The sequence below is a fragment of the Arthrobacter sp. zg-Y919 genome (assembly GCF_030142045.1).
In the GTDB taxonomy this organism is placed as follows: domain Bacteria; phylum Actinomycetota; class Actinomycetes; order Actinomycetales; family Micrococcaceae; genus Arthrobacter_B.
Genome location: NZ_CP126242.1, coordinates 3,004,828 through 3,024,815 on the forward strand (window position 1 = coordinate 3,004,828; position 19,988 = coordinate 3,024,815).

Annotated in this window: 17 protein-coding genes and 1 pseudogene; 6 read left to right on the forward strand and 12 right to left on the reverse strand. The window is 67.8% G+C overall.

Translation table 11 applies throughout. The features are described 5' to 3' along the window. Window positions 1–87: 87 nt before the first annotated feature. The 4 genes and pseudogenes from QNO10_RS14215 to QNO10_RS14230 all read left to right on the forward strand — a co-directional run. Entirely contained in the window at window positions 88–1,521 is a 1,434-nt protein-coding gene (locus tag QNO10_RS14215; RefSeq protein WP_229946005.1) for an aldehyde dehydrogenase family protein, read from the forward strand. Beyond that, window positions 1,518–3,101: a D-glycero-beta-D-manno-heptose 1-phosphate adenylyltransferase gene (gene rfaE2, locus QNO10_RS14220; RefSeq protein WP_229946002.1), complete on the forward strand. Its 1,584-nt coding sequence runs from the start codon at window positions 1,518–1,520 to the stop codon at window positions 3,099–3,101. Before QNO10_RS14215 ends, rfaE2 begins: the two co-directional genes overlap by 4 nt. Further along, window positions 3,098–4,018: a glycosyltransferase family 2 protein gene (locus QNO10_RS14225; protein WP_229945999.1), complete on the forward strand. Its 921-nt coding sequence runs from the start codon at window positions 3,098–3,100 to the stop codon at window positions 4,016–4,018. The genes rfaE2 and QNO10_RS14225 overlap by 4 nt, the downstream gene beginning before the upstream one ends. Then, window positions 4,011–4,169 (forward strand): annotated as a pseudogene (locus QNO10_RS14230) (DUF2795 domain-containing protein); the annotation flags it as partial. The gene QNO10_RS14225 and the pseudogene QNO10_RS14230, both read left to right, overlap by 8 nt. Before the next feature lie 41 nt (window positions 4,170–4,210). Here the strand turns inward: QNO10_RS14230 and QNO10_RS14235 are convergent. From QNO10_RS14235 to QNO10_RS14255, 5 genes are all read right to left on the reverse strand, one after another. Beyond that, entirely contained in the window at window positions 4,211–4,576 is a 366-nt protein-coding gene (locus tag QNO10_RS14235) for a hypothetical protein (protein ID WP_349665746.1), read from the reverse strand. Window positions 4,577–4,652: 76 nt separating this feature from the next. Next, window positions 4,653–5,207, reverse strand: a complete 555-nt coding sequence (locus QNO10_RS14240; RefSeq protein ID WP_229945995.1) for a DUF308 domain-containing protein — start codon at window positions 5,205–5,207, stop codon at window positions 4,653–4,655. A 56-nt stretch (window positions 5,208–5,263) separates the two neighbouring features. Beyond that, entirely contained in the window at window positions 5,264–6,622 is a 1,359-nt protein-coding gene (locus QNO10_RS14245) for an MATE family efflux transporter (protein WP_229945993.1), read from the reverse strand. Between the two features lie 106 nt (window positions 6,623–6,728). Next, on the reverse strand, window positions 6,729–8,012 hold the full coding sequence (locus tag QNO10_RS14250) for an MFS transporter (protein ID WP_229945991.1): 1,284 nt from the start codon (window positions 8,010–8,012) through the stop codon (window positions 6,729–6,731). Then, window positions 8,009–8,965 carry a DUF4031 domain-containing protein gene (locus QNO10_RS14255; RefSeq protein ID WP_229945988.1) on the reverse strand — a complete coding sequence of 319 codons (957 nt, stop codon included), beginning with the start codon at window positions 8,963–8,965 and terminating at the stop codon, window positions 8,009–8,011. Before QNO10_RS14255 ends, QNO10_RS14250 begins: the two co-directional genes overlap by 4 nt. 136 nt (window positions 8,966–9,101) lie before the next feature. Here QNO10_RS14255 and QNO10_RS14260 point away from each other — a divergent pair, with 136 nt between their 5' ends. Together QNO10_RS14260 and QNO10_RS14265 are read left to right on the forward strand one after the other, a co-directional pair. Next, window positions 9,102–10,220, forward strand: a complete 1,119-nt coding sequence (locus tag QNO10_RS14260; RefSeq protein WP_229946647.1) for a WD40/YVTN/BNR-like repeat-containing protein — start codon at window positions 9,102–9,104, stop codon at window positions 10,218–10,220. After that, the gene (locus QNO10_RS14265) at window positions 10,198–10,539 is read left to right on the forward strand and encodes a ubiquitin family protein (protein WP_229945986.1); all 342 of its coding nucleotides are present in this window, start codon (window positions 10,198–10,200) and stop codon (window positions 10,537–10,539) included. The genes QNO10_RS14260 and QNO10_RS14265 overlap by 23 nt, the downstream gene beginning before the upstream one ends. 107 nt (window positions 10,540–10,646) lie before the next feature. Here QNO10_RS14265 and QNO10_RS14270 read toward each other — a convergent pair whose 3' ends face one another. From QNO10_RS14270 to araB, 7 genes are all read right to left on the reverse strand, one after another. Beyond that, entirely contained in the window at window positions 10,647–11,411 is a 765-nt protein-coding gene (locus QNO10_RS14270) for a LysM peptidoglycan-binding domain-containing protein (RefSeq protein ID WP_229945984.1), read from the reverse strand. A 480-nt stretch (window positions 11,412–11,891) separates the two neighbouring features. Continuing rightward, window positions 11,892–13,142 carry a multiple monosaccharide ABC transporter permease gene (gene mmsB, locus QNO10_RS14275; RefSeq protein WP_229945983.1) on the reverse strand — a complete coding sequence of 417 codons (1,251 nt, stop codon included), beginning with the start codon at window positions 13,140–13,142 and terminating at the stop codon, window positions 11,892–11,894. A 2-nt stretch (window positions 13,143–13,144) separates the two neighbouring features. Next, complete coding sequence (gene mmsA / locus QNO10_RS14280) at window positions 13,145–14,653, reverse strand: multiple monosaccharide ABC transporter ATP-binding protein (protein WP_231707309.1); 1,509 nt, start codon at window positions 14,651–14,653, stop codon at window positions 13,145–13,147. A 98-nt stretch (window positions 14,654–14,751) separates the two neighbouring features. Beyond that, window positions 14,752–15,867, reverse strand: coding sequence for a multiple monosaccharide ABC transporter substrate-binding protein (gene chvE / locus QNO10_RS14285; RefSeq protein ID WP_229945979.1), 1,116 nt, complete (start codon window positions 15,865–15,867; stop codon window positions 14,752–14,754). A 47-nt stretch (window positions 15,868–15,914) separates the two neighbouring features. Further along, window positions 15,915–17,429: an L-arabinose isomerase gene (gene araA, locus QNO10_RS14290; RefSeq protein WP_229945977.1), complete on the reverse strand. Its 1,515-nt coding sequence runs from the start codon at window positions 17,427–17,429 to the stop codon at window positions 15,915–15,917. 2 nt (window positions 17,430–17,431) lie between these two features. Further along, on the reverse strand, window positions 17,432–18,202 hold the full coding sequence (locus QNO10_RS14295; RefSeq protein ID WP_229945975.1) for an L-ribulose-5-phosphate 4-epimerase: 771 nt from the start codon (window positions 18,200–18,202) through the stop codon (window positions 17,432–17,434). After that, window positions 18,199–19,887 (reverse strand): ribulokinase, encoded by a 1,689-nt coding sequence (gene araB / locus QNO10_RS14300; RefSeq protein WP_229945972.1) that lies wholly within the window; start codon window positions 19,885–19,887, stop codon window positions 18,199–18,201. Before araB ends, QNO10_RS14295 begins: the two co-directional genes overlap by 4 nt. Window positions 19,888–19,988: the final 101 nt, after the last annotated feature.

The window sequence follows — 19,988 nt, forward strand, 5'->3', positions numbered from 1 at the left end:
CGCTTCCAAGTCGCGGTGTGCTCCTCCGGGTGTCTGAAAGGCAGGGGATCCGGGTACAGGATCGGTACGACGCGACAAGGAGCGCACATGTCCACCACCATCCGCCCAAAGGCCTCCGCTGCGCCGGGCACAGCGGTTTCGCCGGACCTGATCACCATCCTCGACCCGCGGGACGGCACCGTCGTCGGCAGCCTGGAACCGACCAGCCGCGCCGGGATCCGGGCCGCCGTAGCGGCAGCCCGGGACGCGCTGCCGGGCTGGGCCGGCACCGCTCCCGCGGAGCGGGGCCGGCTGCTGCGTGCCGCCGCTGCCGCCCTGGGACTGCGTGCCGCCGAACTTGCCGGGGTGAACACCCGCGAGACGGGACGGCCGGAAGCCGAAGCCCTCGCCGGCGTGCACGCCGGTGTGGCGGCCCTGGAGCAGTATGCCGAACTCGGGCCGGTGCACCGGGGACACAGCCTCCGCGGGGGCGTCCTGGCCGCCGATTACACAGTGGCCGGGCCGCGCGGTGTCGCCGTGGTGCTTACCCCGTGGAATGATCCGGTGGCAGTGGCCGCCGGGCTGATCGGTGCGGCGCTGGCCGCGGGCAACACTGTGGTCGCCAAGCCCAGCGAGCGGTCGCCCCACACCGGGAAGCTGCTCGGTGAGATCCTGGCCCCGGTCTTCCCAGCCGGGGTACTTGCCACCGTCACCGGCGGGGCAGACGTAGGTGCCCATCTGAGTATGGATACCGAAGTCGATGTCCTGGCACACGTCGGTTCCAGCGAGACAGGGGAACGGATTGCCCGGGCGGCGGCCCTGACGGGAGCCCACGTCATCCTGGAAAACGGCGGCAACGACCCGCTGCTGGTGGACGGGGACGTGGATCCGCAGTGGGGGGCCGGACAGGCCGCCGTCGGGGCCTTCAGCAACAGCGGCCAGATCTGTACGTCGGTGGAGCGTATCTACGTCCACCGCAGCATCGCGGACGCGTTCTGCGCCGGACTCACCGCCGAGGCGAGGCAACGCAACGTGGACCGGGCCGTGGCTCCGCTGGTGGATACCCGGCTCCGCGATGCTGTGCACCGGCAGGTAGCCCAGGCGCTGGCACGCGGCGCCACGGTTGCCGAAGGCGGAGTAGTGCCGGAAGGACCCGGCGCCCACTACCCGGCAACCGTCCTGCTGAACTGTTCGGCCGGGATGGACGTCTTCGATGCTGAAACGTTCGGCCCGGTGGCTGCCGTGCAGGTGGTGGACAGTTTCGAGGAGGGACTTGGCCTCGCCGCGCAGGGCGATTACGGGCTGGCCGCCACGGTGCTGACGGGCAGCATCGCCCACGCGCAGCGTGCGGTCGCGGGCCTGGAGGTTGGCACCGTTAAGATCAACGCCGTCTTCGGCGGAGCTCCCGGCGGGTCGGCGCAGCCACGGCGCCGGAGCGGCCGCGGCTTCGGTTACGGCCCGGAACTCCTGGACGAGTTTTCCCTGGTGAAGGTGGTCCATATGGCCTCCCCCGGCCCCGCTTCGCCGGCAAGCCCGGCATGACGGACTTCCCGCAGCCCGGAGAAGTGCGCGGCCTGACGCCGGGGCTGCCGGGCCGGATCGCGGCAGCCTCGCTGCGCGTGGCAGTCATCGGCGATGTCATGCTGGACGGCTGGTGGTCCGGGGTCACCGAGCGGTTCTGCCGCGAAGCTCCGGCACCCGTGGTTGATATCCAGCGTCGGAACTACGCAGCGGGCGGTGCGGGAAACACCGCCATGAACCTGCAGTGCCTCGGCGCGCGGGTGCGGCTCGGCGGGTTGACCGGCAGTGACGCGGCCGGCGCGCAGCTGCGTACGATCCTTTCCGGAGCGGGGGTGGACCTGGCCGGGCTGGTGCAGCATTCCGGTGCCGAAACTGCCACCAAGTACCGGATAGTCGCCGGTGAGCAGGTGCTGTTCCGGCTCGACGACGGCGGCCGGTTTCCGGCGGCGGCCGAAGAACTGCTCGCCGCTTCGGTCCCCGCGCTGGTGGAGGGCGCCGACGCGCTGGTGGTCTGCGACTACGGCACCGGCCTGTTGCACGGGCGTGTCCGTGACGCCCTGATAGCGCTGCGGGGCGGCCGCCTGACCGTGGTGGATGCGCACGACGCCGCTGCCTGGTCCGGTCTGGGACCGGACCTGGTCACACCAAATGCCGCCGAAGCCGCCCTGCTGCTGGGCAGGGACCTGGGGCCGGACCGTGCCGCAGGAGTGCGTGCCGCGGCTCCGGCCCTGCTGGCCGCTGCCGGTACCGCCGCAGCCGCAGTCACCCTGGACCGGGACGGAGCGGCCCTGATCAGCGCCGGCGGCGGATTCCACCGCACCTGGGCCCGTCCCGCCGCGGAAAAGCAGGCATCGGGCGCCGGCGATACCTTTGTAGCCTGCCTGACCCTGGCCCGGGCCGCAGGCCTGCCGCTGTCCACCGCCGCCGATCTGGCGCAGAACGCCGCCGACATAGTGGTCCAGCGGCCCGGAACCTCCGTGTGCAGCACCGCCGACCTGGAAAAACACCTGGACAGCTTTGCCGACACGGCGCTTAGCCAAAGCGAGCTCCTGGCCCGGACGGCCGCCGAACGGTCTGCCGGGCGCCGGATTGTCCTGACCAACGGCTGCTTCGACGTGCTGCACCGCGGGCATACCCGGTACCTGAACCAGGCCAAGCAGCTCGGGGACATCCTGGTGGTGGCCCTGAACAGCGACGCGTCCGCCCGCCGGTTGAAAGGACCCGGCCGTCCGATTAACCCGGTGCACGACCGGGCCGGGATCATTGCAGCGCTCAGCTGCGTGGATTACGTGACCATTTTCGACACCGACACTCCGATTCCGCTGATCCGCGAACTGCGGCCGGATATTTACGCCAAGGGCGGGGACTACTCCGCCCAGATGCTCGCCGAAACCCCCGTGGTGGAGGAATGCGGCGGACGCGTGCGGATTCTGGACTACGTCTCCGACCACTCCACCACTGCCCTGGTCTCCCGGATCCGGGCGGGTGGCACCCCTCCTCCTCCCGCGGAGCGGCGGCAGGGAGGCGACGCCGGGTACGGGACCGGCGATCCCGCGGGCACCCACGGCACCGACAACGGCACCTCCGGGGATCCCCCGTGACCCGGCGCTGGTCCGGCGACTGGGCACTCCCGCCGGGTTCCGGCAACCCGGCGGACGTGGACGTGTTGATTCCCACCCGTAACCGGCCGGCCGAACTTGCGGTCACCCTCGCCGGGCTGGCCGCCCAGGACGGCCTCCGCTTCGACGTCGTCATCAGCGACCAAAGCACCGATGTCCCATCCTGGAACCACCCCGCCGCGGAGGCCATGGTCCGTGTCCTCCAGGCCCAGGGACGCTCCGTCCGGCTGCTGCGGCACCTGCCCGCCCGCGGGCTGGCCGAACAGCGGCATTTCCTGCTGGGGGAAGCCAGCGCACCGCTGGTCCTCTTCCTGGACGACGATGTCTGGCTGGAACCGGAGATGCTCGTCCGGTTGACGGCCGCGCTGGCGGCCTCCGGCGCCGGCTTCGTGGGGGCGGCCGTGCAGGGATTGTCGTATTTGTCCGACCGGCGGCCCGAGGAACAGCAGCCGTTCCAGATATGGGAAGACAACCAGGTGCAGCCCGAACGGATCCGCCGCGGCGAGCCGGGTTTCTCCCGCTGGACACTGCACAACGCCGCCAATCTGGCGCACATTGCTTCCGGACTGGGTATCCCGTCCGGCGAATGGCAGCTGTACCGGATCGCCTGGGTGGGGGCCTGCGTCCTCTATGACCGGGAAGCGCTGCTCGCCTGCGGCGGGTTCGGGTTCTGGGACCAACTGCCCTCCGGGCATGCCGGGGAGGACGTGGCGGCGCAGTGGCGGGTGATGGAGAGGTTCGGCGGCGCGGGGATGGTTCCCTCCGGGGCGGTGCACCTGGAGTCGCCGACCACGGTCACCGACCGGTCCGCCGACGCCGCCGAGCTCCTGCTGGGTGCCGGCACCGACGATCTCCACAGACCTGAAAGTAACCCACCACGAAGGAGGAACCATGGCTGACAAGCCCAGCCCGATCGATGTCCAGAAGACCCTCGGTGGTCTGGACTATCCCGCGTCGAAGGAGGACATCGTCAAGAAGGCCGAAGGTGCCGGGGCCGGAGGAACGGTCCTGGAGGCGCTAAAGAACCTGCCGGAACGCCAGTATGACGCGCCGACGGACATCGGCAGGGCGATTTCGGCTAGCTGGGCTGCTCAGGCAGTGGGATCCGTGGGACGGGGAGCTTCCGGATTATCCACCGGGGCCGGGGCTGCCGGCCTGCCCACGTTTCCGGCACCGCCGGGAATCTTTGCGGAGCTGCGGTTGATGCCCGAACCCTGGCTGAGGTGCTCGGGATTCGGCTTCTCCGTCATAAGCAGCAGCGAGGACACCAGCAGCGAGGCGATAAACGCGATGCCGACGGCGATGAGGCCGAGGTCGAACCGCAGTTCCTTTTCCGCTCCCCCGGTGGCGAAGATCATGGTGGCAACACCGGCAATCACGGCCAGCACGGCAGAGAAGATCAGCGGTGCCTTTACGGAGTTCCGCTTCTGCGGCCCGCCGGTTGAGCTGTTCGCCACTATCATTGCCTCCTGCTGTGTTGGGGTGGCGCGGATCGGTGCGTAAATGCACCACGCGCGTTACCTAGTTTACGGCCTACGCCTGCTCCACTGCGGCGGTGCGGGAATCGTGCCGGGCACCCAGTGCGGAAATGGCCACGATCACGGCGGTGACAATCGCCGCGCCACCGGTCACTCCGAGCAGGGCGCGGACGCCAAGGTCGTAGAACGCCGGCACCAGGACACCTGCCACGAGCGCAGCCGCACCGGTGATCAGCCAGTCGCGTGCCGGGAGGAAGTCCCGCCGGTTCCGCACCCACAGGATAATTTCCAGGGATCCACCAAGGATGAGGGCGGCAGCTGCCGTCACCCGGAACGCTTCGGCGGAGGCAAGTACCAGCGTGGCCGCACCGGCCAGGACATAAACCACTGCCTCAACCAGCAGGAAAGCCCGTACCTTGCCGTGTCCGCGGGCTGCGCCAAGCATCGGCCAGAGTGCGGCGCCGGTGAGCAGCAGGAAGGCTCCCCCCGCGTATGCCAGGACCGGCTCGGTGGGATCCTGCCAGAAGACGGTCAGCACGCCGTAAACGGCGGCCACCACCGCACGGACCAGCATGGGTCCCCAAGCTGCCCCGGGATTGGATGCGCCCACTGCAGAGCCTCCGCTTTCACTTCGCCGTTGTGATGGCCGGTTGGCCACCGTCAAGCTTAGTCGCTCGCGCCTGCGGCCGCGGCACCGGTGACCATCCAGGCATCCCGCCGGGAACGCCACGACAGCGTCACGGCGCGGGCGCTCATGTAGCCAAGTGCGAAGGCCGCCCACAGCCAGGCAATCCCGCCGGTGCCGGACAGGCCTGCCGAGTGCACCCAGATCAGCAGCGGGAGATAGGCCGCCAGGTTCAGCAGCCCGGTGAGGGCCAGGTATCTGGCGTCACCCGCGCCGATCAGCACGCCGTCCAGCACGAACACCAGCCCGCAGATCGGCTGGGAAAGCGCGAGGACCCAAAGCCCGGCGGTCATGGCCTGCTGCACCCCGGCGTCGTTAGTAAAGAGCACTCCTGCCACCGGTGCCACCAAGGCCAGCAGCGCCCCCGTGATGACGCCGAACCCCACCCCCCACACGATCATCCGGCGCGTCAGGGCGCGGGCCAGCACCGTATCCCCGGCGCCCAGCTCCTTGCCGATCATGGCCTGGGCCGCGATCGCCAGGGCATCCAGCGCGAAGGCAAGGAAGGTAAACACGGTCATCACCAGCTGGTGGGCGGCGAGGGATTCCGGCCCCTGCGCGGTGGCGACCAGGACGGTGGCGAGCACCGCGGCGCGCAGGCTCAGCGTGCGCAGCATCAGCCACGACCCCACGTGGGCGGTGGCCCGGATCCCGGACGCGGCGGGCAGCAGAGAAACCCCCTGCGAGCGGGCCATCCGCGCCACCGCGGCGAGGTAGAACACCGCCATGCCGCACTGGGCAATGCTGGTGCCCAGCGCGGATCCCGCCACGGAAAGGGAGAACCCGTAAACCAGCAGGTAGTTCAGCCCAATGTTGACGGCGAAGCCCACCGTGGCCACCACCAGCGGGGTGCGGGTGTCCTGCAGCCCGCGCAGCACTCCCGTGGCGGCCAGGACCACCAGCATGGCGGTCAGGCCCGGCATCGAGAAGCGCAGGTAGTCCACGGCGTAGCGGTGCACATCGCCGGTGGCCCCCATGGCGCTGCACAGCTGCGGAGCGAGCAGGAACCCGGCCGTGGAAAGCACCACGCCCAGCACGACTGCCAGGGCAATGCCGTCCCGTCCGGCGGCGAGCGCCTCGGCCTGCCGGTTGCCGCCGAGGTAGCGCGCCACCGTGCCGGTGGTGGAATAGGCCAGGAAAACCATCAGCCCGACGGCGGTCTGCAGCACCGTGGAGGCCAGGCCGACGCCGGCCAGCTGGGCCACCCCGAGGTGGCCGACAATGGCGGAGTCGGCCAGCAGGAACAAAGGTTCGGCAATCAGTGCACCCAGCGCCGGCAGGGCCAGGGCAAGGATCCGGCGGCTGAGCCGCCGGGAGGAAAGGTCGGCTTCGGTCTTCACGCCTTCCAGCCTACGTTTCGGGCACCTCCGGAATCGAAAGTGCAGTACTTACTGGTTTTCCGCTGGAAACCGGTAAGTACTGCACTTTCGATGCCCCAAACGGTAACTACTGCACTTTCGACGACGACGGCGTCCGCTCCCCGCCGTCGTCGTTCCTGCGTAGGACGACGACGGCCACCACTGCCGCCGCCAGCAGCAGCACTCCCACAAAAAGCACCAGTGACGGCCAGCCACCCTGCTGGAAGTAGTAGCCGCCCACCCAGCCCAGCAGGCTGGACCCCGTGTAATAGAAGAGGTTGTACAGCGAGGAGGCCTGCGCCCGCCCCTCATAGGCAAGCTGCGGAGTCCAGCCGGAGGCAATGGAATGCGCGGCGAAGAAACCGGCCGTGAACACCAGCAGACCGGACACAACGGCCGGAAGATTCTCGGCCAGCGTCAGGGCCAGGCCTGCCGCCATTGCCGCGATGGACAGCAGCAGCACCGGCTTCCGCCGGCCGCGGAGCCGGACGGCCAGGGTTCCGGCGGCCCGGGAGGACCAGGTGCCGGCGAGGTAGGCCAGGAACAGGGAGCTGGCCAGGCCCGAGGGCAGTCCGAAGGGCGGCTCGACCAGCCGGAAGCCGAGGTAGTTGTAGACCGCGACGAAGCCGCCCATCAGCAGGAAGCCCTGCAGGTACAGGGCCAGCAGCCGGGGGCTGCGCAGATTGGCCACCAGCCGCGCAGCCAGGCCGTGGCCGGGGTCGGAGCGGCGCATGGGGACAAAGCCGTGCTGGCGGGGAGCGGTAACCATAAACACGGCTGCGGCGCCGGCGGCCAGGAGACTCACGGCGGCCACGCCCACCCGCCAGTTCACCAGTTCCGCCAGCGGCGCGGCCAGGATCCTGCCGGCGAGGCCGCCGACAGTGGTGCCGGAGACATAGGTTCCGGCGGCGACGGCGGCATGGAGCCGGCTGACTTCCTCGCTGAGGTAGGCCAGGGCCACCGCCGGGATTCCGCCCAGCGCCGCACCCTCCAGGAAGCGGAGCCCCAGCAGCACCGGCAGGCTGGGACTCAGGGGAACGGCCAGGCCCAGCAGCACCGCGGCCAGAATTGCCATCCGCATAACGGGCAGCCGCCCAAAACGGTCCGCTGCGGCGGACCAGGGAATCACTGCGACGGCGAGTCCGAGGGTCGCGGCGGACACAGTGAGGGCGGCCGTCGAGGCGGAGATGTGCAGGTTCGCCGCCAGTTCCGGCAGGACCCCCTGCAGGGAGTACAACTGGGCGAAGGTAGCCACACCGGCGGCGGCGAGTCCCACCAGGACGCCGCGGTAGCCGCTGCTGCCGGGCCGGTGCCCTGCAAACTGCCCCGTGGAGGGTCCGTCGGTTCCGGCGGCTTTGTCCTGCCGGCTCACGGCTGGTCCGCGCCGAGGGGTGCAGCGGATATGGGTCCGCTGCTCAGCGCACCGCACAGTTCGGCATCGAGGTTGCGGCGGGCCTGCGCTTCCCAGAGCCCGCGTCCGGCCGGCGTGCGGTAGAGCGGATCGGCCGCGGCCAGCTGCTGGACCACCCGCCGTCGCCCGGCCGCAAAGTCCGCCTCCGACAGGTGCCCGTATTCGGCCCGGACCGCCTGCAGGTAGGAGCCGTAGCGGGCCGGTTCCCGGGCCAGCACCGCCAGGTCCGCGTCCGTGAGCAGCGCCCCGTTGCGGTCCGCGGGATCAGGGTCATGGGTGGCGGTGAGGCGGACCAGCCGCGCGCACTCCGTCACCTCTGCGGCGCCCACACCCGCAGGCACCAGCAGCTGCTCCGCCAGCCGGGCAGACGCTTCCTCGTCGGCCCCCGGACGGCCGGTGTAGACCGCGTCGTGGAACCAGGCCGCCAGGGCAACCGGGCGGGGAACATCGCCTCCGGTGAGCAGGTCGAGGGATTCGAGGACCTGCAGCAGATGCCTGCGGTCGTGGTAGCGGCGGTGCGGTTCGTTCCAGCACTCCAGCAGGCGTTCGCCCAGCTCCGGCATGCCGGGGAGCAGCCGTTTCCACCGGTGGCGCAGCGGTGCGGCGAGGGCGGACGGGCGTTCCCGTGCCGGGATTCGCAGCCCGCTGGCAATAAGGATGCGGACCAGCTGCCCGCCGCTGACCGGCTCCGCACCGCGGGATACGAGATCGTCATAACGTTCGCGGGGCACGTCGTAATGGTCACCGTCGAAGGCCCTGACGGTCACATCGGCAGCCCGGGTGAAGGCGTGCAGCTCAGCCAGGCTGACATCGGACACCAGGTGGGAAAAGAGGGTGTTGTGCGCCGGCCACATCGGCGGATCGATGTAGATCATGGATGCCGGGCTTCCGGCCGCAACAACAGCATCTTTCATGTCTATCGCACCCGGGGCCGGAATTTCCATGCAGCCGCCGCGTCCGTTGCGCACCCCCGGGGTCAGATCCTGAAAAACGCTTGTCCCGGCGGTCCCTCGGTGCTGAAATAACCGCATGGATGCCGTACCCCACGCGATGCCCACCGCTGTGCCCTCCACCGTGCCCACCGGCCCCAGCGTCCCGGCCGTCGTCGCTATCGGAACCCGCAAGGGACTGTGGCTGGCGACGAGCTCCGACCGCCGGAACTGGGAGGTGCGCGGACCGGAATTCGCCATGACAGAGGTCCCATCCCTGGCATTCGACACCCGCAGCGGGACGCCGCGCCTGCTGGCCGGGGTGCGCTCCGAGTGGTGGGGGACGAACGTCGCCATCTCTGATGATCTGGGCAAAACCTGGCAGGAACCCGAGCAGGCGGCCATTGCCTTCCCGGAGGACACCGGCGCCTCACTGGAACGCATCTGGCAGCTGGCACCGGACAGCGCGGACCGGCCCGGCGTCATCTGGGCCGGCTGTGAGCCGATTTCCGTGTTCCGGTCCGACGACGGGGGCAAGCACTTCGAGCTGGTGCGTGGGCTGTGGGACCACCCGCACCGCACCCAGTGGGGTGCCGGCTACGGCGGGCCGGCCGCCCATACCGTCCTGCCAAGCCCGAGCGACGAGTCCGTGCACGTGGCGATCAGCAGCGGCGGCGTGTACCGGTCCGACGACCGCGGGGACACCTGGGACGCCTTCAACTCCGGCATCATTGCGGACTTCATGCCGGAGAAGTATCCGGAATTCGGGCAGTGCGTACACAAGGTGGCCCGCGACGCCGGGAACCCGCAGCGGTTGTACGCCCAGAACCATGGCGGGGTGTACCGCAGCGACGACGCCGGCGGCGAGTGGATTTCCATCGCGGACGGCCTGCCTGCGGACTTCGGCTTCGTGATGCTCGCCCATCCCACCCGCCCGGACACCATCTGGACCATTCCGATGGGCTCGGCGGGAGAACGCAATCCACCGCAGGGCCGCCCTGCCGTGTACCGCAGCATCGACGCCGGCGGCAGCTGGGAACGGTTCGACGCCGGCCTGCCGGAGTATGACTTCAACGCGGTGCTCCGCGACGCCGCCGATGTGGACGACGCCGATCCCGCCGGCATCTATTTCGGCACCCGTGGCGGCGAGGTCTACGCCAGCTCCGACGAGGGTGAAACCTTTTCCCTGGTGGCGGCCAACCTTCCGGATGTGCTCTGTGTCCGCGCCGTCGCGCTTTGACGCACCCGGCCGTACGGCCGCCGTCGGGCTGGTGCTGCCAGCGGCACTGGCCGACGCCGCGGACGGACAGCGGCTGTTGGCCCTTCGTCCCGGAAGCGGACATGGGACGGCGGGGGACGTCATGGTCGCGGATGTCCTGACGCTGCTGCAGGTGGATTTTCCGGGGGTGTACCGCCGCATCTGCGACGAGACCGGCCGAGTGCGCCGCTATGTGAACCTGTACCTGGACGGCGAAGATATCCGGGACCTGGATGGTGCGTCCACGGTGCTGCCGGACCGTGCCGAACTGCTGGTGCTGCAGTCGATCGCCGGCGGGTGAGCCGGCGCCTGGACCACCACGGTTAAAGCGGAACGGGCACTTCCGCAATCGCGGAAGTGCCCGTTCTGTTTAGCTACCCGCCCGGAAGCGGATTGCAGTGCCTGAGATTAGGCAGGCAGCTGCAGGGTCTGACCGGTGAAGATCAGGTCCTGGTGGATAACGGTATCCAGGTTGGCGTTGTACAGGGCCTGCCAGCCGCCCTCGATGCCAAGCTTCTCGGCGATCTCGGAGAGGGTGTCGCCTTCCTGGATCACGTAGGTCTCACCGGACAGTGCCGGAGCCGGGGTCTGAACCGGAGCCACGGCCTCAACCGGGACGCTGGCCGGTGCCGGAGCAACCGGGGCCGGCTCGACGTAGGTCTGGACCGGAGCGGGCTCGGTGTAGGTCTCCACCGGAGCAGCCTCGACAACCGGGGCCGGCTCAACCGGAGCAGGCTCGGCAACCGGGGCCTGCTCAACTACCGGGGCCGGCGCTGCGGCCGGAGCAGGCTGGGCAGCCTGCGGGTTCGCAGTAGCGCCGGTCATGCCCAGCTTGGCGGTGCAGGCAGGCCAGGCGCCGGGGCCCTGTTCGGCCAGGACCCGCTCGGCTACGGCAATCTGCTGCTCCCGGGTCGCATCGGCAGCATTGGCGGCGTACTCGGTGCCGCCGAAGCCGGCCCAGGTGCTCGGCGTGAACTGCAGCCCGCCGGAGAAGCCGTTACCGTTGTTGATCCCCCAGTTTCCGCTGCTTTCGCACTGTGCAAGGGCGTCCCAGTCCATGGAGGCTGCGTTGGCCGGAGCGGCCATGCCGACAAGGCCGGCAGCGCCAGCACCAGTGATGGCGGCGGTGGCCAGGCCGCGGCGTACGATACGACGGATCTTCTGGTTCTTCATAAGTCTTTTGCTCCCACGGGTTCCACCTGCGCTCGTCCCGTCCCCGGGCTTCCTCACGCCGTCGCCTTCCCCATTGTGATAGAGGTCTTCGTCGATGCCGCGCAGCGGCGACGCACAGTGGACGCGCGGCATCAGGCTTACTGGTTTGAGGCCGCACCAGGATTGGTTGCGGCCGCCGCCGACTTCGATCCAGTCAGGCGGTCCAGCCCTCGATCAGGGCCTTAACCAACGTAGGGGAGGCTTTTACCGAGATCAAATCGATATCAACGCTGCTCAAATCGTTACGTTCTGCAGATCCGCGCAAATAAGCCGATCCCTTACAATTCAACCCTCATTTTGTAGACTTCGTCACAAGGCGTTTTGGGGTGCTTTGGCGGCTTTTTATGTGGCGGGCATCATTTTCTGGACGTGGGGAAAGCCACAAAAGAAGCGGCGGACGCCCCGTAAGGGACGTCCGCCGCCGATGGCTTCTGGAGGAGGCTATTTCAACGCGTTGGATGCCTTCCGCTTGTTGAAGACGTCAAAGCCGACGGCCAGCAGCAGGACCAATCCCTTGATGAACTGCTGATAGTCGATTCCCACACCCAACAGCGACATTCCGTTGTTCAGGACGCCCATGATCAAGCCGCCGGTGATCGCCCCCACAATGGTGCCGACACCACCAGTAACGGCTGCGCCGCCAATGAATGCGGCGGCTATGGCATCGAGTTCGAACAGGTTTCCTGCCCCGGGGCCGGCCGAGTTCAGGCGGCCGGTGAAGATCAGCCCGGCCAGGGCAGCCAGCACGCCCATGTTGACGAAAAGTAGGAAGTCCACCCGTTTGGTGTTCACGCCGGACAGGTGCGCCGCCTGGAGGTTGCCGCCCCTGGCGTAGACATGGCGGCCAAAAACGGAACGGTTCATCACGGCGCTGTAGGCAATCACCAGGATGCCCAGCACCACCAGGACTATCGGCGTGCCGCCCCGTGAACTGGCCAGCAGATAGGTGAGTCCGAGCAAAATGGCGGCGCTGAAGGCCAACCGGGTGAAGAACCAGGCCCGGGGCTCGTCATCGAGGTTCAGCTTGGTCCGGGCAGCCCGGCCGCGCAGCTGGCTGATCACCAGCAGTGCGGTGGCCAGCACGCCCAGCCCGACGGTGGTCCAGTCCAGGAGGTTGGTTTCCGGCGGAAACAGGCCGGGGAACAGGGATCCGCCGCCAAGCTGGCGGTATTCCTCCGGGAATCCGGTGATCCGCTGGTTACCCAGGATGATCTGCGTCAATCCTCGGAAAACGAGCATGCCGGCCAGCGTGACGATGAAGGCCGGGATGCCGACGTAGGCAACCCAGAATCCCTGCCAGGCACCCACCAGGGCACCCACCGCCAGGGAGGCCACCAGGGCCGCCCACCAGGGCATGCCCCAGTCGCGGATCATGATCCCGGACATGGCGCCGACAAAAGCCGCCACGGATCCGACCGACAGGTCGATGTGCCCGGCAACGATGATCATGACCATGCCGATGGCCAGCAGCAGGATGTAGCTGTTCTGCACGATGATATTGGACACGTTGTCCGGCTGGAGCAGCGCGCCGCCGGTCAGCACCTGGAACAGGGTCACGATGACCAGCAGTGCCAGGAAAATGCCGATCTGGCGCAGCCTGCCGGCCAGGAACCGTCCGGCGTCCCCCAACGGGGATGTCTTGGGGCTCCTGGTGCCGAGAGCCGGATCCTCGCCGGCGAGAGTGGAAACCATTGTTATTCCTTTTCCTGGGTCATGTACTGCATAAGTCGTTCAGGGGTGGCTTCGGCGATGGGGACCTCCGCTGTGATCCGGCCCTGTGCCAGGGTGTAGATCCGGTCACAGATCCCCAGCAGTTCCGGGAGTTCCGAGGAGATGACCACCACGGCTTTGCCCTCTGCGGCCAGCCGGTTGATGATCGTGTAGATCTCGTATTTGGCTCCCACATCGATGCCGCGGGTGGGTTCGTCGAGGATCAGGACATCCGGGTCGGCGAACATCCATTTGGACAGCACCACCTTCTGCTGGTTTCCGCCGGACAGCTTGCCGGCCACCGCTGCCACTGAGGGTGCCTTGATGTTCATGCTGCGCTTGTAGTCCTGCGCCACGACGGTTTCGCGGCCGCCGTCGACCCATCCCCTGGTGGCCAGCTTGGTCAGGGCGGATGCCGAGATGTTCCGTTTGATGTCCTCGATGAGGTTCAGCCCGTACCGTTTGCGGTCCTCCGTGGCGTAGGCGATGCCATGCCGGATGGCTTCCGGCACCGTGCGGGCGGTGATTTCCGTGCCGTTCTTGTACAGCTTCCCGCTGATGTTGGATCCGTAGCTCCGGCCGAAAATGCTCATGGCCAGTTCGGTGCGCCCGGCGCCCATCAGTCCTGCGATTCCCACGATTTCGCCGGCGCGGACGGAAAGCTGCGCATTGTGGATCACCGTCCGTGCATGCTCGCGGGGGTGGTGGACAGTCCAGTCCTCCACGCGAAGCACCTCCTCGCCGATCTCCGGCGTGCGGTCGGGATAGCGGTTCGTGAGCTCGCGGCCCACCATGCCCTTGATGATCCGCTCCTCAGTGACGGCGTCGCCGTGCAGGCTGAGGGTTTCGATGGTCTGCCCGTCCCGGAGGATGGTGACGGAGTCGGCAATCGCCCGGATCTCGTTGAGCTTGTGGCTGATGATGATGCAGGTGATGCCGTCCTCGCGGAGGCCGCGGACCAGGCCCAGCAGATGCGCGGAGTCTTCATCGTTCAACGCGGCGGTCGGTTCATCCAGGATCAGCAGCTTGACGTCCTTGGACAGCGCCTTGGCGATCTCCACCAGCTGCTGCTTTCCCACGCCGATGTCCCCCGCCGGGGTCACCGGATTGATGTCCAGCCCCACCCGCCGGAGCAGTTCGGCGGCACGGACGTTGGTTTCGTTCCAGTTGATGAATCCCCGGGCCGAGCGCTCATTGCCCAGGAAAATGTTCTCGGCCACCGAGAGGTAGGGCGAGAGTGCCAGTTCCTGATGGATGATCACGATCCCGCTGCGTTCGCTGTCCTTGATGTCCCGGAAGGAAACGGCCTCGCCGTCCAGCAGGATCTCCCCTTCGTAGGTCCCGTGCGGGTAGACGCCCGAGAGGACTTTCATGAGGGTGGACTTGCCGGCCCCGTTCTCGCCGCAGACCGCATGGACCTCCCCGCGGGCAACGGCAAGGGTGACGTCCTGCAACGCCTTGACCCCGGGGAAGGATTTAGTGATCCCCATCATCTGGAGAATGTAGTCGCTCACTCGGACCTCTCTGTGCCTGGACTGGATGCTGGTTTACCCGGGCGGGCGGCGGTGTGCCGCCCGCCCGCCCGGGACCGTTATTCGAGTTCCGAGGCCTCGTAGTAACCGCTCTCGACAAGGACCTCTTCGTAGTTGTCCTTGGTGACGATCTCCGATTCGAGCAGGTAGGAGGGAACAACCTTCACTCCGTTGTCGTAGGTCTCCTCATCGTTGACCTCCGGTTCCTCACCCTTCATCAGCGCGTCGACCATCAGGACGGCACGTTCGCCAAGTTCGCGCACGTCCTTGAAGATCGTGGAGTACTGCTCGTCGGCCATGATGGACTGCACGGACCCGACTTCGGCGTCCTGTCCGGTGATGACGGGCAGGTTCTCCCCGCTGTAACCGCCGGAGCGGAGCGCGGAGATGATGCCGATGGACAGTCCGTCGTAGGGCGACAGCACGCCGTCGATCTGCTGGCCGCCGCCCACCGTCAATAGGTCCTCCATGCGGTCCTGCGCGGTGTCCGGCAGCCAGCGCAGGATGGCGGCCTGCTCAAACCCGGTCTGGCCGCTGGGGACCTTCAGGGTCTGGTTGTCCAGGTAGGGCTGCAGGGTGTCCATCGCGCCTTCCCAGAAGAAGGTGGCGTTGTTGTCATCGGGGCTGCCGGCGAACAGTTCCACGTTGAACGGGCCCTTCTCGCCGGTTTCCTCGCCGTTTTCGTCCAGGATTCCCAGGCCGGTGAGCAGTGAGGTGCCCTGCTGTACGCCAACCTCGTAGTTGTCGAAGGTCGTGTAGTAGTCCACGGTGTCGGACTCGTTGATGAGCCGGTCGTAGGCAATGACGGGAATGTCCTGGGATTCCGCCGTCTCCAGCACGCCGGTCAGCGTCGTGCCGTCGATGGAAGCGATCACGAGTGCCTCGGCCCCGCCGTTGATCATGTTTTCGATCTGCGAAACCTGGGTGGGAATGTCGTCGTTGGCGTACTGCAGGTCCACCTCGTAGCCGAGTTCCTCGAGCTGAGACTTGACGTTCTCGCCGTCGGCGATCCAGCGTTCGGACTGCTGCGTCGGCATGGCGACGCCGATCTTGGCTCCCTCGTTGGAGCCTTCGCCGGATTCACCCCCGCCGCGGTTGCCTGCGCAGGCGCTGAGGCTCAGCGCGAGCGTCAGGGATACTCCCCCGATGAGGGTTTGTTTCAGGGTCAGTGCCATGGTTCTGCCTTTCGTGGTGCCTGGTCTGGTGGAGTGGGTAGTTGGGGTCAAAGCTTGGAGGCCAGCCGGTAATAGGCGGAGTTCCAGCGCACTTCCCGCTGGAACTCCCGCAGTTTGGTGTCGGCGTCGATGAGCAGCAGTTCGACGCCGGTCATCCCGGCGAAGTCCGTGACGACGTCCGCGCCGATCGCCGTGCTGAGGACCGTGTGGTGGGCGGCGCCGGCCGTGAGCCAGGCCGCGGCCGACGTCGGGAGGTCCGGGTCCGGACGCCAGACGGCGCGGGCGACCGGCAGGTTCGGCAGGGGTGCGTCCGGCGGCACCACCTCCACAGTGTTGGCGGTGAGCCGGAACCGGTCGCGCATGTCGGACATGGCGACGACGACGCCGGGGCCCGGGTCCGTGTCGAAGACCAGCCGGACGGGGTCTTCCCGGTCCCCGATACCCAGCGGGTGGATTTCGAGTGCCGGCTTCTGCGTGGTGAGGGTGGGGCAGATTTCCAGCATGTGCGCACCGAGGATTTTCTCCTCGCCGGGAACCAAGTGGTAGGTGTAGTCCTCCATCAGGGAAGCGCCGCCGGGAAGCCCTGCCCCCATGACCTTCGCGGCACGGACCAGCATGGCCGTTTTCCAGTCACCTTCGGCGCCGAAGCCGTAGCCGTGCGACATCAACCGCTGCACCGCGAGGCCGGGAAGCTGCCGAAGCCCGCCTAGATCCTCGAAGTTCGTGGTGAAGGCACCAAAGCCGCCTTCTTCCATGAACTGCAGGAGGCCAAGCTCCTGGCGGGCGCCGTACCGGAGCGATTCATGCCGTTCACCGCCGCGCCGCAGTTCAGGCACGACGTCGTAAAGTTCCTCATATTCGGCGACGAGCTTGTCCACGGCGTCGTCGGCCTGGGCGTCCACCACGGCTACGAGGTCGTTGACCCCCCAGCTGTTGACTGAGACGCCGAACTGCAGTTCCGCCTCGGTCTTGTCCCCTTCGGTAACCGCGACATTGCGCATGTTGTCGCCAAAGCGGGCGATCCGCAGGTCCTGGATGGCCGTCCGTCCCGCGCAGGCCCGCTGCCAGGAGGCGATCTGCCCGATGACCGCCGGTGCCGAGACATGCCCGACGACTGTTTTGCGCGGAACGTCGAGCCGGGTGGCGATGTAGCCGAACTCCCGGTCGCCATGGGCGGCCTGGTTCAGGTTCATGAAGTCGAAATCAATGTCGCTCCACGGCAGAGCAACGTTGATCTGGGTGTGCAGGTGCAGCAGCGGCTTGCGCAGTGCGTCCAGGCCGCTGATCCACATCTTGGCGGGGCTGAAGGTGTGCATCCAGGCGATGACGCCGATGGTGCGGGGTTCGGCGTTGGCTGCGAGCGCGGCGGAGCGGATGGACGCGGCGTCGGTCAGGGTTGGCTTCCAGATGATCCGGACGGGCAGGCCGGCGGATTCCAGCATGCCGACAATGGCCTGGGACTGCTCGGCGACCTGGCGGAGCGTGTCTTCGCCGTAGAGGTTTTGGCTGCCGGTAAGGAACCAGACCTCGTAGGGCTCGAGGGACGTGTCTAGCGGGCTCACGGTTATGCGCTCCTGGAGGTTGTTGGGGCCGGTGTTGAAGCGGCGGGTTGTGGCGGGGCGGCCGGCGAAGCAGGTGCAGGGCCCGCCGGCTGGCCGTACACGTTCTGGTACCGGTGGAAAAGGGAGTCGATGTCGGCGGGGTCCAGGGGCACCGGCTCACCGAGCTGCCGGGAGAGGTGGACCGTGCGCGCGACGTCCTCGAGCATGACCGCGGCCTTGACCGCGTCGCGGGCATCCCGGCCCACGGTGAACGGGCCGTGGTTGCGCATAAGGACGGCACGGGACCGGTGGCCCGCCAGGGTGGACACAATGCCCCGTCCGATGGAGTCGTCCCCGATGACGGCGAAGGGACCCACGGGGATCTCGCCGCCGAATTCGTCGGCCATGGCCGTCAGGACGCAGGGCACGGATTCTCCCCGGGCGGCCCAGGCCGTGGCGTAGGGCGAGTGCGTGTGGACCACTCCCCCGACGTCGGGCATGTGCCGGTAGACGTAGGCGTGCGCGGCGGTGTCGCTGGAAGGTGCCAGCCCGGCACCGGGGGTGCCGGGAACGGGGCTGCCGTCCAGGGTGCACAGGATCATGTTCCCGGCGGTGAGGTCGTCGTAGCCCACTCCGCTGGGCTTGATGACGAAGAACTCGGTGCCCGGGACCCGCCCGGAAATGTTTCCGGCAGTCCAGGCAACCAGGCCATACCGGACCAGTTCGGCGTGCAGGCCGGCGACTTCGGTCCGGATCTGCTGTATCCGTTCCTCGACGGAAGCCGTCACGCTCATGCGGACACCTCGCGGACCTTGCGGGCCGAACGCCGCAGGGCTTTCAGCCGGTGCATGACGTCGTTGCCGCCGCGCCCGAAGTAGTCGTGCAGGGTTACGTATTCCGCGTACAACCGGCTGTAGGTCTGGGCACGTGCGGGATCCGGAAGGTAGGCATTGTGCTCCACCCGGCCCATGGCCGCAGCGGCCGCACGGACGTTGGGGTAGGCGCCGGCCGCGACCGCCGCGTGGATCGCGGAGCCCAGCGCCGGACCCTGGTCGCTGCCGATCACGGAGATCGGCATGTCCAGGACATCGGCATAGACCTGCATCAGGAACCGGTTCTTGACCAGCCCGCCGGCCGCGATGAACTCCGTGACCGGGACGCCGGAGGCGGCAAAGGTTTCAATGATGGTGCGGGTGCCGAAGGCGGTGGCTTCGAACAGCGCCCGGTAGACCTCATGCGGGCGGGTGGCGAGGGTAAGCCCTACCAGCAGCCCGGAAAGTTCGTGGTCCACGAGCACCGACCGGTTGCCCGACTGCCAGTCCAGGGCCAGGAGCCCATGGGCGCCCACCTCTTCCCGGCCCGCCTGCTCCGTCAGCAGTTCATGGACGCTGAGTCCGCGTGCGGCGGCTTCTTCCGTCACCTCCGGCGGAACGAAGTGTTTGGTGAACCAGCCGAAGATGTCACCCACACCCGACTGGCCGGCTTCGTACCCATAGAGGCCGTCCACAATTCCGCCGTCGACCACGCCGCACATCCCCGGGACCTCCCGCAGGACGTCCGCGCTCATGACGTGGCAGGTGGAGGTCCCCATGATCGCCACCATCTGTCCCGGAGACGCTGCTCCGGCGGCCGGGGCGCAGACATGGGCGTCCACGTTGCCCACGGCAACTGGGATGCCTTCCGGCAGCCCGGTCCAGGCTGCGGCCTCGGCGCTCAGGGTTCCCGCCGCCGAGCCGAGGCTTCCGATCGGGTGTTCCAGCTTTTCCTCGACAAAGCCGGCAAAACCGGGGTTCAGTGCGGCCAGGAAACCGCGGTCGGGGTAGACCCCGTCCTGCAGGATTCCCTTATAGCCGGCCGAACAGGCGTTGCGTACGTAGCTGCCGGTGAGCTGCCAGACAATCCAGTCGGCGGCCTCCACCCAATGCTCCATCAGGCCGTACAGCTCGGGATCGTCTTCGAGCAGCTCCAGGCCCTTGGCGAATTCCCATTCACTCGAAATCAATCCGCCGTACCGCGGCAGCCAGGCTTCCCCGCGGTCTTCCGCCAGGCGGTTGATCCGGTCCGCCTGCGCCTGGGCGGCATGGTGGCGCCAAAGCTTTACATACGCATGCGGCCGGTCTTCGAGCCCGGGCAGTTCGTTCAGCGGTGTTCCGTCCGCTGTGGTGGGGACCATGGTGCAGGCCGTGAAATCTGTTCCCACTCCGATGATGGACTCCGGTGCGGCGCCGGCGGCCCGGACCGCGGCGGGCACGGCCTGCTGCAGGACCTCCCTGTAGTCGGCCGGAACCTGCAGGGCCCACTCGGGCGGCAGCGGTTCCCCGGTGGCTGCCAGGACCGTATCCATGACCCCGTGCCGGTAGGCATGGACCGCGGAACCCATTTCGGCGCCGTCGTGCACCCGCACAACGACTGCACGGCCGGAAAGAGTGCCGTAATCGATGCCCACCACGTAGGTGGGCGCACTGCCGGGCTGGCTCACGGTGACCTCATTGTCATCTGGTTGTCATCTGGACCGCCACCGCCATCCGGGCGTATGTGAACGGTCACATTGATATTTCCAGTCAGGCTACCAACCAAATG

Bases quoted from the DNA above. Each gene is read 5' to 3' on its own strand.
- QNO10_RS14295 (WP_229945975.1), bottom strand. From the start codon at position 18,202: ATGAGCGTGACGGCTTCCGTCGAGGAACGGATACAGCAGATCCGGACC.
- chvE (WP_229945979.1), bottom strand. From the start codon at position 15,867: ATGGCACTGACCCTGAAACAAACCCTCATCGGGGGAGTATCCCTGACG.
- QNO10_RS14270 (WP_229945984.1), bottom strand. From the start codon at position 11,411: ATGAAGAACCAGAAGATCCGTCGTATCGTACGCCGCGGCCTGGCCACC.
- QNO10_RS14215 (WP_229946005.1), top strand. From the start codon at position 88: ATGTCCACCACCATCCGCCCAAAGGCCTCCGCTGCGCCGGGCACAGCG.
- mmsA (WP_231707309.1), bottom strand. From the start codon at position 14,653: ATGATGGGGATCACTAAATCCTTCCCCGGGGTCAAGGCGTTGCAGGAC.
- QNO10_RS14260 (WP_229946647.1), top strand. From the start codon at position 9,102: ATGCCCACCGCTGTGCCCTCCACCGTGCCCACCGGCCCCAGCGTCCCG.
- rfaE2 (WP_229946002.1), top strand. From the start codon at position 1,518: ATGACGGACTTCCCGCAGCCCGGAGAAGTGCGCGGCCTGACGCCGGGG.
- mmsB (WP_229945983.1), bottom strand. From the start codon at position 13,142: ATGGTTTCCACTCTCGCCGGCGAGGATCCGGCTCTCGGCACCAGGAGC.
- QNO10_RS14255 (WP_229945988.1), bottom strand. From the start codon at position 8,965: ATGAAAGATGCTGTTGTTGCGGCCGGAAGCCCGGCATCCATGATCTAC.